Raw genomic sequence first — 15,079 nt, forward strand, 5'->3', positions numbered from 1 at the left:
AATCCCGCTCCTTTTGTCTATTTTTTCTTCGGAAGCATTATGAGCGCAATTTCCCTGATCCAGCCGGATCGCGACCTCTTCTCCTGGTCCCAGTACTGGGCGGCCTGCTTTGGACCGGCACCCTTCCTGCCGATGTCCCGGGAAGAGATGGATCAACTGGGCTGGGACAGCTGCGATATCATTCTGGTGACGGGTGATGCGTATGTCGATCACCCGAGCTTTGGCATGGCGATCTGTGGCCGTATGCTTGAAGCCCAGGGCTTCCGCGTGGGGATCATCTCCCAGCCTGACTGGAACAGCAAAGACGATTTTATGCGTCTGGGCAAGCCTAACCTGTTCTTCGGCGTGACCGCGGGCAACATGGACTCGATGATCAACCGCTATACCGCTGACCGTAAGCTGCGCCATGACGACGCTTACACCGCCGACAACGTGGCGGGTAAACGTCCCGATCGCGCGACCCTCGTCTACACCCAGCGATGCAAAGAAGCATGGAAAGACGTACCGGTGATCCTGGGCGGCATCGAGGCGAGCCTGCGCCGTACCGCGCACTACGATTACTGGTCTGACACCGTGCGCCGTTCGGTGCTGGTGGATTCGAAAGCCGACATGCTGATCTTTGGCAACGGTGAGCGTCCGCTGGTGGAAGTGGCACATCGACTGGCCCAGGGCGAACCGGTCAGCGAGATCCGCGACGTACGCAACACCGCGATCATGGTAAAAGAGGCGCTGCCGGGCTGGAGCGGGGTGGATTCCCGCATTATCGATATGCCGGGCAAAATCGACCCTATCCCGCATCCGTATGGTGAAGATCTGCCGTGCGCGGATAACAAACCGGTTGAGCCGAAGAAAGCGGAAGCAAAGGCCGTGGTGGTGCAGCCGCCGCGTCCGAAGCCGTGGGAAAAAACCTATGTGCTGCTGCCGTCCTATGAAAAAGTAAAAAGCGATAAAGTGCTCTACGCCCACGCGTCGCGCATTTTGCACCATGAAACCAACCCGGGCTGTGCGCGAGCGCTCATGCAAAAGCACGGTGAGCGCTATATCTGGGTAAACCCGCCAGCGATCCCGCTCTCTACCGAAGAGATGGACAGCGTATTTGCCCTGCCGTACAAGCGTGTACCGCATCCGTCATATGGCAACAGCCGCATTCCGGCGTACGAGATGATCCGTTTCTCGGTCAACATCATGCGCGGCTGCTTCGGCGGGTGCTCCTTCTGTTCGATCACCGAACATGAAGGCCGTATTATTCAGAGCCGTTCCGAAGAGTCGATTGTTAACGAGATCGAAGCGATTCGCGACACGGTGCCGGGCTTTACCGGCGTGATCTCCGATCTGGGTGGCCCAACGGCCAACATGTACATGCTGCGCTGTAAATCGCCGCGCGCCGAGCAGACCTGCCGTCGCCTCTCCTGCGTTTACCCGAGCATTTGCGAGCATATGGACACCAACCACGAGCCGACGATCAACCTTTACCGTCGCGCCCGTGATCTGAAAGGCATCAAGAAGATCCTGATCGCCTCCGGCGTGCGTTACGACATTGCGGTGGAAGATCCGCGCTACATCAAAGAGCTGGCGACGCACCACGTGGGCGGTTATCTGAAGATAGCCCCGGAGCACACCGAGGAAGGCCCGCTGTCCAAAATGATGAAGCCGGGCATGGGCAGCTATGACCGCTTTAAGCAGCTGTTTGACACCTATTCAAAACAGGCGGGGAAAGAGCAGTATCTGATCCCATACTTCATCTCCGCGCACCCCGGCACCCGTGATGAAGACATGGTGAACCTGGCGCTGTGGCTGAAGCAGCGTCGATTCCGTCTGGATCAGGTGCAGAACTTCTACCCGTCGCCGCTCGCCAACTCGACGACCATGTATTACACCGGCAAAAACCCGCTGAGTAAGATTGGTTATAAGAGCGAAGACGTGGTGGTGCCAAAAGGGGATAAACAGCGCCGTCTGCACAAAGCGCTGCTGCGTTACCACGATCCGAAAAACTGGCCGCTGATCCGTCAGGCGCTGGAAGAGATGGGGAAAAAGCACCTGATTGGCTCGCGTCGTGATTGCCTGGTGCCTGCGCCAACGCTGGAAGAGATGCGCGAAGCGCGCCGCCAGAACCGCAATACGCGCCCGGCGCTGACCAAACATACCCCGATTGTGCATCAGCGTTCGAATGGTGGTGCGGGAACGAAGAAGAACGTAAAACGTAAGACCGGTTAAACCTGTAAAAATGCCCGGTGGCGCTGCGCTTACCGGGCCTACAGGTCTAACCCTCTCCCCTCCGGGGAGAGGGCAGGGTGAGGGGGGAAACTACCCGCCAAACTGATCCGGATCCGGCCCAAGCCGTTTACCCTGATCCAGCTTCGCAATTTCACCCAGCTCGTCTTTATCCAGGCGGAAATCCCAGACGTCGAAGTTCTCGGCGATGCGAGACGGCGTGACCGATTTCGGGATCACCACCAGACCGCTATCCAGGTGCCAGCGAATGACGATCTGCGCCGGAGTTTTACCGTACTTATCCGCCAGTTCACGGATGATTTTCTGGTCAAACACCCCTTCGCCACCCTGGGCCAGCGGGCTCCAGGATTCGGTCTGGATCTTGTGCGTGGCATTCCATGAGTGAAGCTGGCGCTGCTGCATCAGCGGGTGCAGCTCAATCTGGTTAATCACCGGCGCGACGCCCGTTTCATCAATCAGGCGTTGCAGGTGATGTACCTGGAAATTACAGACGCCGATGCTTTTTATCAGCCCCTCTTTTTGCAGTTCAATCATCCCTTTCCAGGCATCAACGTAATGGTCGATAGCCGGGACCGGCCAGTGCATGAGATAAAGATCGACGAAATCGAGCTGGAGTTTCTCCAGGCTCTCCTGCAACGCTTCGCGGGGGCGCTTTTGATCGTCGTTCCACAGCTTGGTGGTGATGAATAACTCATCCCGGGGAACGCCAGCGCTGGCAAGCGCTTTCCCCACGCCGTCCTCGTTTTTATAGGCGGCGGCGGTATCGATGGACCGATAGCCGACTTCCAGGGCTTTATGAATGGCGGAGACGACCTCGTCGTTACCGGCTTTCCATACACCTAGCCCCAGTTGGGGCATCACGTTGCCGTCCTGTAGCTTGATTACGGTTTGGTTTGCCATTTTTCCTCCTTCAGGTGCTCATCGCCGGAGGGAACCTCCGACGATGTGATGTGCATTAAGTCTGGACGAAATGTCAAAAAACGAAAGTCAGGATCCTAAAAACGCTTAGCGTGCCGCTTCGTAAATACGACGGCTGACGTCCAGGGTGATGTCGCCGTGCTCGCCGATCTGCGTCATGCCGTGTGCTTCCAGTTTCGCCAGCAGGGCAGGGATGGAGCTACCGTCCAGGCCGTAGCCAGAGAGACGCGTTGGCACACCCAGGCTTTCAAAGAAGTGACGGGTGGCCTCAATCGCGGCATCAATACGCGCATCGTCGGAACCGTCGGTGATGTTCCACACGCGTTCGGCGTACTGGAGCAGTTTGGCGCGTTTAGTGTCACGTTTTTCGTTCCACAGCGCAGGCAGAACCACCGCCAGCGTCTGGGCGTGATCCAGGCCGTGCATCGCCGTCAGCTCGTGGCCGAGCATGTGGGTAGCCCAGTCCTGCGGCACGCCAGCACCGATCAGGCCGTTCAGCGCCTGGGTGGCGGCCCACATCACGTTGGCACGCACGTCGTAGTTTTCTGGCTCTTTCAGCGCTTTCGGACCTTCTTCAATCAGCGTCAGCAGAATGCCTTCCGCAAAACGATCCTGAATTTTGGCGTTCACCGGGTAAGTCACGTACTGCTCAACGGTGTGAACAAAGGCGTCGACCACGCCGTTCGCCACCTGACGCGCAGGCAGGGTATAGGTGTAAACCGGATCGAGGATCGCGAATACAGGCTGAACGTGTTCGTTCATAAAGGCCTGCTTGTCACCGGTGGTTTTACGGGAGATGACCGCGCCTTTGTTGGACTCTGATCCGGTGGCTGGCAGCGTCAGTACGGAACCCATCGGGATCGCGCTATTGATGTCGCTGCCGCCCGTTTCCAGAATATGCCATGGGTCGATGCCGTCAGCGTAATGCGCCGCCGCCGCGATGAATTTGGTGCCGTCCAGCACGGAACCGCCGCCCACCGCCAGCAGGAAGGTGATCTGCTCGTCGCGGGCGATTTTCACCGCGTTCATCAGCGTTTCATAAGACGGGTTAGGCTCGATACCGCCGAACTCACGCACGTCCAGACCTTCCAGAGCACTGTAAACCTGATCCAGTACGCCGGTTTTTTTCACGCTGCCGCCACCGTAGGTAATCAGGACGCGGGCACCCGTCGGGATTTGCGCGCGCAGATCGGCGATAGCGTTTTTACCAAACAGAATGCGGGTTGGGGTGTGAAGATTAAAGTTATTCATGGCTTGTTCCCTGTAGTGGGTAAAAAATCGTGGTGGCGCAGAAGGCAACCTGATGCTGCACATTGTGGCGGGCAGGCGCTATCCTCTCAATGCACATTCCTGCCGATGTCTTGCCCATTTCTACAGCGCGCTGGAGAAATGGTAAGAAAATGCGCACACTGTCAGCGTCGGAAACCGTACCCGGAGTAACTGAAAATGAACCGTGATGCCATCTGCCGCCAGCTAACGTCGCAGATTAAAAGACTGATAAATAATGAAAATACTACGGCGGACCTGTTACCGGATATTCGATTGCTCTACGGTACCCAGCCCGGGCCGCGTACGCCGGTGATGTATCAGCCTGGCATCGTTTTTCTCTTTTCCGGCCATAAGATTGGCTATATCAACGAGCGCGTGTTCCGTTACGACACCAATGAATATCTGCTTCTGACAGTACCTTTACCCTTCGAATGTGAAACCTTCGCGACAGAGGCGGTACCGCTGGCAGGGATCCGCGTCAACGTCGACATCCTCCAGTTGCAGGAGCTGCTGATGGAGATCGGGGAGGATGAACTTTTCCGGCCATCGATGGCGGCAAGCGGTATCAACTCCGCGACCTTATCGGAGGAAATTCTCTGCGCGATTGAACGCCTGTTAGACGTGATGGAAAGGCCGCTGGATGCCCGTATTCTCGGAAAGCAGATTATCCGCGAAATTCTTTACCACGTGCTGATGGGACCGGGCGGCGGGGCGCTGCTGGCGCTGGTAAGCCGGCAAACGCACTTCAGCCTGATTAGCCGCGTGCTGAAGCGCATCGAGAGCCAGTACACGGAAAACCTCAGCGTTGACCAGCTGGCGGCGGAAGCCAATATGAGCGTCTCGGCGTTTCACCATAACTTTAAATCCGTCACCAGCACGTCGCCGTTGCAGTACCTCAAAACCTACCGTCTGCATAAGGCGCGGATGCTGATGATCCACGACGGCATGAAGGCCAGCGCGGCGGCGATGCGGGTCGGGTATGAAAGCGCGTCGCAGTTTAGTCGGGAGTTTAAGCGTTACTTCGGCGTCACGCCGGGAGAAGATGCGTCGCGCATCCGAACCATGCAGGGAGCCTGACGAAAAACGTAGGCCGGGTAAGCGATAGCGCCACCCGGCAATTACCTCACGCGCTGCAATACTTCTTCTTAATCACTACCGCAATAGTCCCCACCAGTCCCGCCACCAGCAGGAAAATCGGCAGGATCATCAGGAAGGTCATCACCTGGTCTTCATGGTGCTTAACAAAGGGGATCATATTCAGCGCGTAGCCGAGCGTAGTGACCACCCCCACCCAGAGCAGGGCGCTCAGCCAGTTGAAGAACTGGAAGCGGCGATTAGACAGGCCTGAAATACCCGCCATGGTAGGCAACAGGGTACGCACAAACGCCAGAAAACGCCCGGCGAGTAACGCCAGCAGGCCGTGGCGGTCAAACATGCAGGTCGCACGCTGGTGATATTTATGCGGCAACTGTGCCAGCCAGCCCTTCACCACGCGGGTGTTTCCCAGCCAGCGTCCTTGCAGGTAGCTCAGCCAACAGCCGAGACTGGCCGCAGAGGTGAGGATCACCATTGTCGGCGCGAAGTCCATCACGCCCTTGCCGATTAACGCCCCTGCGAGCAGGAGCAGGCTGTCACCGGGTAAAAATGAGGCTGGCAGTAATCCATTTTCCAGAAACAGCGTCGCGAACATCACGAAATAGACAATCCCGACGACATGTGGGTCCGCCAGCGCGGCAAAATCATGTTGCCAGAGCGCCGTGATGATATTTTGAATAACAGCCATGGACTTTCCTGTGGAACAGCAGATATAACGCTATTGTACTCCCAATTTCGCCTGTCGGGGTTGATCGCAGGCGCATCTCATACAGACTTTTCTGCTTGCGGTGTTCAGAATAACGTCCGGGGAGTACATTTCAGCCAGCACTTTACACGATGCGCTCAAATCCTGCCGATAAATCCGCAATTAAATCGTCCACATTTTCCAGCCCGATATGCAGTCGGATTAAGGTTCCCTCGAAGTCCACCTCGCCGCCCGGGCGCAGGGCCGCAATCTGCTCCGGCTGGTTGGGCAGGATCAGCGATTCAAACCCGCCCCAGGAGTAGGCCATGCTGAAGAGGGTAAAGTTATCCAGATAGCGTGCCAGCTCGGCGTCATTCAGGCGCTTTTTAAGAACAAATGAGAACAACCCGCTGCTACCCGTAAAGTCACGTTGCCAGTATTCGTGGCCCTTGCTGCCCGGCAGCGCCGGATGGTTAACGCGCTCCACCTGCGGATGCAGCGCCAGCCACTGTGCAATTTGCAGGCTGCTTTCGTGATGCTGACGCAGGCGCACGCCGAGTGTACGGATACCGCGGCTGGTCATGTAGGCGGTATCGGCATCCACCATCTGACCCATCAGATAGGCATTTTCACGCAATTGATCCCAGCATCGGGCGTTAGATACCGCTGTACCGATCATGCCGTCGGAGTGGCCAATCAGATATTTGGTCGCCGCCTGAATGGAGATATCAATGTCAAATTCCAGCGCTTTAAACAGCACGCCCGCCGCCCAGGTATTGTCGATCATGATGATCGCTTCCGGCGCGATACTGCGCACCGCCTTCACAATGGCGGGCACGTCATGCACTTCCATGGTGATGGAGCCGGGAGATTCCAGGAACACAACGCGCGTGTTGGGCTGAACAAGTCCGGCAATGCCTGCCCCAATCAGCGGATCGAACCAGCTGGTGGTGACGCCGAGCTTGCTGAGGATTTTGGTGCAGAAGTCCTGGCTTGGCTCGTAGGCGGTATTGGTCATCAGGACGTGGTCGCCCTGTTCCACAAACGCCAGAATGGTATTAGCGACCGCCGCCGCACCGCACGGGAACAGCGCGCAGCCTGCGCCACCCTCCAGTTCGCACATGGCTTCCTGCAACGAAAAATGGGTTAACGTGCCACGACGACCATAAAACAACCCGCCCTTGGCGCGATTCCGCGTGGCGATTTTTTTATCCTCAACGGTATCGAATACCAGCGAGGAGGCGCGCTGGATCACGCTATTGACCGAGCCTTGTGTGTATTTCTTACTGCGTCCTGCCTGCACCAGCGTGGTCTCAAGCTGCTTTTTAGTCATGTTCGCTAACCCTATTTTTATACGTCTGGACGTCCAGACTACCACGATTGTCAGAATGTGCATCCGGATGCTTATCGAATAAGCAGAAAATATTATCAAAAATTCGCATAAGAAATTTTTACTGCGTAAGCGCAAGGAAAGTGAGCGAAAATTACGGCACTATGTAAATACTAATGAGAACTACTATCAATTCGACGACGTTTTGATATTATTACGTTCAGATTTTGTGATTTGCGTCCTGGAGATACAGAGTGGGTAATAATTTGATGCAGACGGATCTCTCCGTTTGGGGCATGTATCAACATGCTGACATCGTAGTTAAGATTGTGATGATCGGCCTGATTCTGGCGTCCGTGATCACCTGGGCTATCTTCTTCAGCAAGAGCGCCGAACTTCTTTCACAAAAACGCCGCCTCAAGCGTGAGCAGAAGCAGCTGGCGGAAGCCCGCTCTCTGGATCAGGCTTCTGATATCACCTCATCCTTCCATGCGAAAAGCCTGACTACCCTGTTAGTGAACGAAGCGCAGAACGAGCTGGAACTCTCCGCAGGCAGTGAAGATAACGAAGGCATTAAAGAGCGTACCGGCTTCCGTCTGGAGCGCCGCGTTGCGGCCGTGGGGCGTCATATGGGCCGCGGTAACGGCTACCTGGCGACTATCGGCGCCATTTCCCCGTTTGTCGGCCTGTTCGGTACCGTCTGGGGCATCATGAACAGCTTTATCGGTATCGCCCAGACGCAGACCACTAACCTTGCGGTTGTCGCGCCGGGTATTGCAGAAGCGCTGCTGGCCACGGCTATCGGTCTGGTTGCCGCTATTCCTGCGGTAGTTATCTATAACATCTTCGCGCGCATGATTGGCAGTTACAAAGCCACACTGGGTGACGTTGCCGCGCAGGTTCTGCTGCTGCAAAGCCGCGATCTCGACCTGAACGCCAGCGCCGTTAAACCGGTACATGCGGCGTCCAAACTGCGCGTAGGTTGATTGTATGGCAATGCGTCTTAATGAAAATCTGGACGATAACGGTGAAATGCATGAGATCAACGTGACGCCGTTTATCGACGTCATGCTGGTTCTGCTGATTATCTTTATGGTTGCCGCGCCGCTGGCGACGGTGGACGTGAAGGTGAATCTGCCTGCGTCCTCCAGCCAGCCGCAGCCGCGTCCGGAAAAGCCTATCTACCTGTCGGTGAAGGCGGATAAATCCTTGTTCCTCGGCAACGATCCGGTAACGGATGCCTCGGTTATTCCGGCGCTGGACCAGTTGACCGGCGGCAAGAAAGACACCACCGTCTTCTTCCGCGCGGATAAAACCGTCGATTATGAAACCATGATGAAGGTAATGGACACGCTGCATCAGGCGGGATACCTGAAGATTGGTCTGGTCGGCGAAGAGAAAGCGGCCGCGAAGTAAAACGAAGGCGTTTGCAGCCTTCCTTGCCGGGTGGCGGCATCGCCTTACCCGGCCTGCATTGCGCAACAGTCATTGTTGGCTCACTCTGAAGGCGCCGTCGGCGCCTTTTCATCAAGCGCCACACAGGTCACGTTTGATGTACGGTAATGACCTTCCGAGAGCTTACGGGTCAGGCGCAGGGTGGCTGTCTCGCGTGCCAGCAGGTACTGATAGTTCGCCTCCAGCCGACCGAGGATCTTCTCTTTTAGCTCAGGGCGCTGTTCAATAATGGCGTTCATCACCGCGCCGTAAATCTCTTCTTTGGCCTGCAAGGCATAAATTTCCCGTCGGTTCTGCCATTTCAGGCGTACCAGCGTGGCCGGAATCGAAATCAAATCCTGCGTAATGCGCGTCATCTCGTCATTTTTTATCTTTTTGAGAGCGTCGAGATTCTGCTTTAAGATAAATTCATCGCTTTTCTTATCATCTAAAGTCAAATAAACGTTATTACCGCTGTCATCATTCACGTTAATCTTCCCCCAGCTTATAAAAAATGGGATTGTTTTTTTCACGGGTAATTAAATTAAGCCAAATTTCATTGCCGGCCTCATTTATTTGCTGTGTTTTTTCGGCCATTATTTGACTTAGCGTCTGGGCGTCTATTTCCCCTTCGGCCTGTAAATCATTCAGCAGATGTACTAAGGCTTCAATCTTGATGGCACGGAATAAACGCTCTTTTAAATGGCGGTCATGCTCTTCCAGCACCATATTACGGGATTTGCCGGTGCGCGAAACACCAATTAATATATCGGCTTCATAGTCGGAGAGTTTTCTTTTTCCTTGAGTGAAATTCGCCTCTTTATCTGCTTCCGTCGAAGGCTGTTCCACAGGCGTAATGTGGTACTTTGCCGGGACAAGATTGTCGGGCAGCATTTTAATTTCCTTTAATTTCAAAAGGGTGGGGTTGGAAAAAGGGTGAGATTCGTTGACAATATCATGAGGCAATTTTAAAATCAAAAAAAATGGAGCCTACCCATGAACAGCATTTTCTTCACGGTCATCACGTTACTTTTACTGACCGCTGGCGTGCTTTTATTGATGCAAGAGTTCAATAAAACAAAAGTGTCGAAAGACGCCAGTGAACCGCCGCAGCCTGAATTGATGTCCAAAGAGGAGGGAGAAGATCATTTCTCGGTATTGATGAATGCCGTCACGCCGGTCTGGTACTGGCGGGTGAATCACGAATATATCGATTTTCTTCATGCGACAATTAAGCGGATGAAAATGGCCGAAATTAATGACACGCCCGGCCTGTTTGACGCGCAGCGTCGTTGTAGCGACCTTAATTCGGCCGTCTATAAATATTACGACAATATCAAAAAGCGCTGTCTGAATGGCGAGAAGGTATCGTACTCCGATTTAGACGTATTAAATCTGCGTCAGTGTTTTCGCGAGTTTAGCCTGGAAGCCTACCCGGAACTGGTCGCGCTGGTCTGGCCGGAGTATGCGCGCCCGGATGTGGATCCCAACGAGGTATAGTTGAGATATACTGAGCGCTGGTTTCGTTTGCAGACAGGATTTTATGGAACGCTTCTTTGAAAACGCAATGTATGCCTCTCGCTGGCTGCTCGCACCCGTCTATTTCGGTCTCTCCCTGGCGTTGGTCGCCCTGACGATCAAGTTCTTCCAGGAGATTTTCCACGTATTGCCAAACATTTTCTCCGTGGCAGAAGCCGATTTAATTCTGGTTCTGCTGTCGCTGGTGGATATGACGCTGGTGGGAGGATTACTGGTGATGGTGATGTTCTCCGGTTATGAGAACTTCGTCTCTCAGCTTGATATCGCCGAGCACAAAGAAAAGCTCAACTGGCTGGGGAAAATGGACGCCTCATCGCTGAAGAATAAAGTCGCGGCGTCGATTGTGGCGATTTCGTCTATTCACCTGTTACGTGTCTTTATGGATGCGAAGAACGTTCCGGATAATAAGCTGATGTGGTATGTGATTATCCACCTGACGTTTGTGCTGTCGGCGTTTGTGATGGGGTATCTGGATAAGATCAGTAAGAAATAATTTTACAGCGCCCCTCACCCAGCCCTATCCCGAGAGGGGAGAGGGTTAGGGTGAGGGGCGAAAGCATCGGACTGCACTATTTATCCGACGATGCCTGCCACAAATTCAGCTCCCCATCCGCCACGTGCTGGTCAATCCGCGTCAGTTCATCTTCGCTAAAGCGCAGGTTATTCAATGCCTGAACGTTCTCCTCCAGCTGCTCCGGGCGGCTCGCGCCAATCAGCACCGACGTTACTCGCTCATCTTTCAACAGCCAGCTTAGCGCCATCTGTGCCATCGTCTGCCCGCGCGCGTGCGCCATCTCATTCAGCAGACGAAGGCTGCTCAGGTTGGCTTCCGTCAGCATTTTCTCCGTCAGGCCGCGTACTTTTTTCCCTTCGCGCTGCATACGTGAACCGTCCGGAATACCGTTCAGGTATTTTCCGGTCAGCAGGCCCTGCGCCAGCGGGGTAAAGGCGATACAGCCCGTTCCGTTTTTCTCCAGCGCGTCCAGCAGGCCGGTCTTGTCGACCCAGCGGTTAAGCAGGTTGTAAGACGGCTGGTGGATCAAGAGCGGGATCTTCCACTCGCGCAACAATTCGGCCATCGCCGTCGTGCGTTCCGTGGAGTAGGACGAAATGCCAACATACAGCGCTTTTCCGCTCTGCACCGCGTGGGCCAGCGCGGCGGCGGTCTCTTCCATCGGCGTGTTTTCGTCTACGCGGTGAGAATAGAAAATATCCACATACTCCACGCCCATGCGTTTCAGGCTCTGGTCGAGGCTGGCGAGCAGGTATTTACGTGAACCGCCTGAACCATACGGTCCTGGCCACATGTCGTAACCCGCTTTGGTGGAGATGATCAGCTCGTCGCGATACCCGGAAAAATCTTCCCGCAGCAGGCGGCCAAAATTCTCTTCAGCGCTGCCCGGAGGGGGGCCGTAGTTATTGGCAAGGTCAAAATGGGTAATGCCGAGATCGAAGGCCTTACGCAGCAGCGCGCGCTGGGAATCGAGCGCCTGAACGTGACCGAAGCTGTGCCACAGGCCCAGCGACAGTGCCGGTAAGCGCAGGCCACTTTTGCCGCAGTATCGGTACTGCATGTTTTCGTATCGGCCGGTGTAAGGGTGCCAGGACATGATGTCTCCTTTCTTGTCGGTGAAATTTCGAAACAACGTTTTCATTCTATGCCGACTCGATAACAAAAAAGTATATTTTCTACCGTATCTGCCGATAACGAGGGTAGTACTCGCCTCTGGGCGAATTCACCCTCACGGCAAGGAATACTCAATGAAGATGCTTCGTAATTTCACCATCCGTTTCGTCATGCTGACGATACTGGGGATCTTTTGTGTCATGTGGGCAGGGGGGGGGCTTTACAGCACCTGGTCTCTGTCTCGTGTTTCTGATGGTAATGAGGTTGACCGCCAGCTGGTCAGGCAAATGACGGTGCTGAGCCAGGGCAACGATCAGTATTTCCGTTTCGTCACCCGCCTGAGCCGGGCGATGGAAGTCAAAGCGGCGGGCGGAACGCCGGACCTGGCTTCCGCCCAGCAGGCGCTGGATAACATGAGTAAAAAGCTGGCAGAGATGAAAGCTATCTCCCCTGGCCCGATGGATGAAAAGGTATCTGCACAGGTGATTTCTACCTGGCAGGCGCTGCTCGATCAGGGCGTTACGCCGCAGATGGCGCAGGCGAAGCAGGCGACGATCGAAGGCTATCGTCAGCATGCCAACAACGTCACCCCGCCGCTAAGCCGTGCATTCGGGGCCGCGGCTGAGAACTTCAACAACACCGCGGCGAAGGCGCTCGACAGCACGCGCGTGGTGGTCGACAGCCTCACCAGCATGACCCGGACGGTGATTATCACCGCCACGATCGTGGGTCTGCTGATCCTGCTGTTCACCGACCGCTACCTGGTGGCGATACTGGTAAAACCGCTGGATCGTATCCGTCAGCAGTTCCGCCAGATTGCGCAGGGCGATCTCAGCCAGCCGATTGAATCTTTGGGCCGCAACTGCGTGGGGCAACTGGTGCCGCTGTTGAGCGCCATGCAGGACAGTCTGCGGGAGGCGGTCAGCACGATTCGTTCCGGCAGCGAGAATATCTGGCGCGGGGCAACGGAGATCTCCAGCGGGAATAACGATCTCTCTTCGCGTACCGAAGAGCAGGCCGCCGCGCTGGAAGAGACCGCGGCCAGCATGGAGCAGCTTACCGCAACGGTGAAGCTGAACGCTGAAAGCGCGCGCCAGGCCAGCCAGCTTGCGGATGTCGCCTCCAGCACGGCCAGCCGCGGCGGGTCGCTGGTGGATGATGTGGTCACAACCATGAGTGGCATTTCGGACAGCTCGAAAAAAATCGCTGAAATCACTACCGTCATCAACAGCATCGCCTTCCAGACCAATATTCTGGCGCTGAACGCCGCGGTGGAAGCGGCCCGGGCCGGGGAGCAGGGGCGTGGCTTTGCGGTCGTGGCGGGTGAGGTGCGTAATCTGGCCAGCCGCAGCGCGAATGCGGCAAAAGAGATCGAAGGGCTGATTGCGGATTCCGTTGCCCGCGTGGAGCAGGGGGCGAAGCTGGTGAACGATACCGGCACCACGATGGAAGCGATCCTGCGCGACGTGACGGAGGTGACCGTCATTATGAAGCAGATCGCCACCGCGTCAGAGGAGCAGAGCAAAGGTATTTCTCAGGTCGGCGTTGCCATCACGCAGATGGACGGTGTGACTCAGCAGAACGCCTCGCTGGTGGAGCAGGTTTCCGCCGCCGCCGCCGCACTGGAACGGCAGACTGAAGAACTCCAGCGCTCAGTGCAGAAATTCCGTCTCACCGCGTAACCTTATCATGTCAGGCCGTCTCTGGCGGCCTGACATTTATCGCTCTGAATAATCTGTGTAACCTGCAACAGCTGACCAATTTTCACTTCGCTTGCCCGCTTAAATTTACTTTTGTCGATCAGCAACAGCGACTGGCTGGCACGGTTTAACAGCAGCGCCTTAAAGCCCGCGTTGTGCTCGGACGGATCCCAAAGGATGCCATGCTCATCAACCCCTTCACACGAGAAGATAAACAGATCGATCTCCAGCCCTTTTAGCTGCGTCACCAGCGCCGGATTAACATAGCAGCGATACTTACGATCAAGCGTCCCGCCGGAGCAGATAAGCGTGATCCGCTCGCGCTTCGCCATCTCGTGGCAGACAGGCAGGCTGTTGGTAAACACGGTGAGGTCGATGTCCGGCAACTGGCGCGCCAGATGAAAGCAGGTTGAGCTGGCGTCGAGGGCGATGGTCATCCCTTCGCTGATCCAGCCCAGCGCGTGTCGGGCAATATCGGCTTTGTCGGCATAATGACTTTTTAACCGTGCGACAAAAGGTTCACCGCTGTCGCGGCTATCCGGATGAATCAGACGCGCGCGTCCGTGCTGGCGCAGGATCTTCCCCTGCTGTTGCAACGCCTTCAGATCGCGGCGGATCGTCTCTTTGCTGACGGCGAGTTTTTCAGCCAGCACATCGGTGGCCAGCCAGTCGCTTTTACCCAGCAGATCAAGGATGGCCTGCTGTCGGGTCTGTTTTAGCGGCGAGTCTGACATACCATGATCCTTGCGCAAGCCGTTCGGAATAAGCAGGAGTATGAATTTTTCAGGCCACTCACCGCAATACCGCGCGAAAAAAAACCAGCGCGCTGGCTGGTTTTCATCGTATTTATCAGTGTGTCGCTTCACCAATCAGCGCACCGGAGCCGGCACCCACCGCTGCTCCTTTCAGCACGCTTTTACCCGTGAGGGCAGCCGCACCCGCGCCTACCGCAGCGCCCACGGCGCCGCCGGTACGTGCCGCTTTGCCTTTATCGCCGTTTTTGAACATTGCCCCGGTGCCTGCACCGACCACGGCACCGCCAACGGTGGATTTAACATCTTTGCCCGCAATCGCGCCTATTGCCGCGCCAGCGACAGCGCCTGTCGCGGTTTTATCCATCGCCATGCCGGAGGTGGAAACGAAAAGTGCACTGATAAGAAGGGTGGTTTTGAGGTATTTCACAACGGTTCCTTGTAGTCATAAACATCGCCCAGTGTGCCAGCGAGTTTACCTTCCTTTTTGGCTAATCA

16 protein-coding genes are annotated in these 15,079 nt (G+C 55.6%); 7 read left to right on the plus strand and 9 right to left on the minus strand.

Features of this window, described 5'->3' with window-relative positions:
* Positions 1-39 precede the first annotated feature (39 nt).
* Positions 40-2,214 (plus strand): YgiQ family radical SAM protein, encoded by a 2,175-nt coding sequence (locus BH712_RS21395; protein ID WP_006811965.1) that lies wholly within the window; start codon positions 40-42, stop codon positions 2,212-2,214.
* A 90-nt stretch (positions 2,215-2,304) separates the two neighbouring features.
* Here BH712_RS21395 and dkgA read toward each other — a convergent pair whose 3' ends face one another.
* Positions 2,305-3,132, minus strand: coding sequence for a 2,5-didehydrogluconate reductase DkgA (dkgA, locus tag BH712_RS21400; RefSeq protein ID WP_003862493.1), 828 nt, complete (start codon positions 3,130-3,132; stop codon positions 2,305-2,307).
* A 105-nt stretch (positions 3,133-3,237) separates the two neighbouring features.
* Positions 3,238-4,401: an alcohol dehydrogenase gene (gene yqhD / locus BH712_RS21405; RefSeq protein WP_006811964.1), complete on the minus strand. Its 1,164-nt coding sequence runs from the start codon at positions 4,399-4,401 to the stop codon at positions 3,238-3,240.
* Positions 4,402-4,596: 195 nt separating this feature from the next.
* Here yqhD and BH712_RS21410 point away from each other — a divergent pair, with 195 nt between their 5' ends.
* Positions 4,597-5,496 (plus strand): AraC family transcriptional regulator, encoded by a 900-nt coding sequence (locus BH712_RS21410; RefSeq protein WP_006811962.1) that lies wholly within the window; start codon positions 4,597-4,599, stop codon positions 5,494-5,496.
* A gap of 46 nt (positions 5,497-5,542) precedes the next feature.
* Here BH712_RS21410 and yghB read toward each other — a convergent pair whose 3' ends face one another.
* Both yghB and metC read right to left on the minus strand, forming a co-directional pair.
* A complete protein-coding gene (yghB, locus tag BH712_RS21415) occupies positions 5,543-6,202 on the minus strand; it encodes a DedA family general envelope maintenance protein YghB (RefSeq protein ID WP_006811961.1) in 660 nt (219 codons plus the stop codon).
* Between the two features lie 142 nt (positions 6,203-6,344).
* Positions 6,345-7,532, minus strand: coding sequence for a cystathionine beta-lyase (gene metC, locus BH712_RS21420; protein WP_032674049.1), 1,188 nt, complete (start codon positions 7,530-7,532; stop codon positions 6,345-6,347).
* A 251-nt stretch (positions 7,533-7,783) separates the two neighbouring features.
* Between metC and exbB the strand changes: the two genes are divergently transcribed.
* Both exbB and exbD read left to right on the plus strand, forming a co-directional pair.
* On the plus strand, positions 7,784-8,515 hold the full coding sequence (gene exbB / locus BH712_RS21425) for a tol-pal system-associated acyl-CoA thioesterase (RefSeq protein WP_003862482.1): 732 nt from the start codon (positions 7,784-7,786) through the stop codon (positions 8,513-8,515).
* Positions 8,516-8,519: 4 nt separating this feature from the next.
* Entirely contained in the window at positions 8,520-8,945 is a 426-nt protein-coding gene (gene exbD, locus BH712_RS21430; RefSeq protein WP_006811959.1) for a TonB system transport protein ExbD, read from the plus strand.
* Positions 8,946-9,025: 80 nt separating this feature from the next.
* On the opposite strand, the gene BH712_RS21435 is transcribed toward exbD, so the two are convergent.
* Together BH712_RS21435 and BH712_RS21440 are read right to left on the minus strand one after the other, a co-directional pair.
* Complete coding sequence (locus BH712_RS21435) at positions 9,026-9,451, minus strand: hypothetical protein (protein ID WP_006811958.1); 426 nt, start codon at positions 9,449-9,451, stop codon at positions 9,026-9,028.
* Between the two features lies 1 nt (position 9,452).
* Positions 9,453-9,857 carry a hypothetical protein gene (locus tag BH712_RS21440; RefSeq protein WP_006811957.1) on the minus strand — a complete coding sequence of 135 codons (405 nt, stop codon included), beginning with the start codon at positions 9,855-9,857 and terminating at the stop codon, positions 9,453-9,455.
* A 102-nt stretch (positions 9,858-9,959) separates the two neighbouring features.
* Here BH712_RS21440 and BH712_RS21445 point away from each other — a divergent pair, with 102 nt between their 5' ends.
* Complete coding sequence (locus tag BH712_RS21445) at positions 9,960-10,463, plus strand: ESA_00282 family adhesion-associated protein (protein ID WP_001084353.1); 504 nt, start codon at positions 9,960-9,962, stop codon at positions 10,461-10,463.
* 43 nt (positions 10,464-10,506) lie between these two features.
* Complete coding sequence (locus BH712_RS21450; RefSeq protein ID WP_006811956.1) at positions 10,507-10,995, plus strand: TIGR00645 family protein; 489 nt, start codon at positions 10,507-10,509, stop codon at positions 10,993-10,995.
* 76 nt (positions 10,996-11,071) lie between these two features.
* Here the strand turns inward: BH712_RS21450 and BH712_RS21455 are convergent, their stop codons facing one another.
* Positions 11,072-12,112 carry an aldo/keto reductase gene (locus BH712_RS21455; RefSeq protein ID WP_032674048.1) on the minus strand — a complete coding sequence of 347 codons (1,041 nt, stop codon included), beginning with the start codon at positions 12,110-12,112 and terminating at the stop codon, positions 11,072-11,074.
* Positions 12,113-12,263: 151 nt separating this feature from the next.
* Between BH712_RS21455 and BH712_RS21460 the strand changes: the two genes are divergently transcribed.
* The gene (locus BH712_RS21460; protein ID WP_006811954.1) at positions 12,264-13,811 is read left to right on the plus strand and encodes a methyl-accepting chemotaxis protein; all 1,548 of its coding nucleotides are present in this window, start codon (positions 12,264-12,266) and stop codon (positions 13,809-13,811) included.
* 5 nt (positions 13,812-13,816) lie between these two features.
* Here the strand turns inward: BH712_RS21460 and fucR are convergent, their stop codons facing one another.
* Together fucR and BH712_RS21470 are read right to left on the minus strand one after the other, a co-directional pair.
* Positions 13,817-14,563, minus strand: a complete 747-nt coding sequence (gene fucR, locus BH712_RS21465) for an L-fucose operon activator (RefSeq protein ID WP_032674145.1) — start codon at positions 14,561-14,563, stop codon at positions 13,817-13,819.
* Between the two features lie 115 nt (positions 14,564-14,678).
* On the minus strand, positions 14,679-15,011 hold the full coding sequence (locus BH712_RS21470; RefSeq protein WP_006811952.1) for a glycine zipper domain-containing protein: 333 nt from the start codon (positions 15,009-15,011) through the stop codon (positions 14,679-14,681).
* Positions 15,012-15,079: the final 68 nt, after the last annotated feature.

Origin of the sequence: Enterobacter hormaechei ATCC 49162 (assembly GCF_001875655.1) — a bacterium.
In the GTDB taxonomy this organism is placed as follows: domain Bacteria; phylum Pseudomonadota; class Gammaproteobacteria; order Enterobacterales; family Enterobacteriaceae; genus Enterobacter; species Enterobacter hormaechei.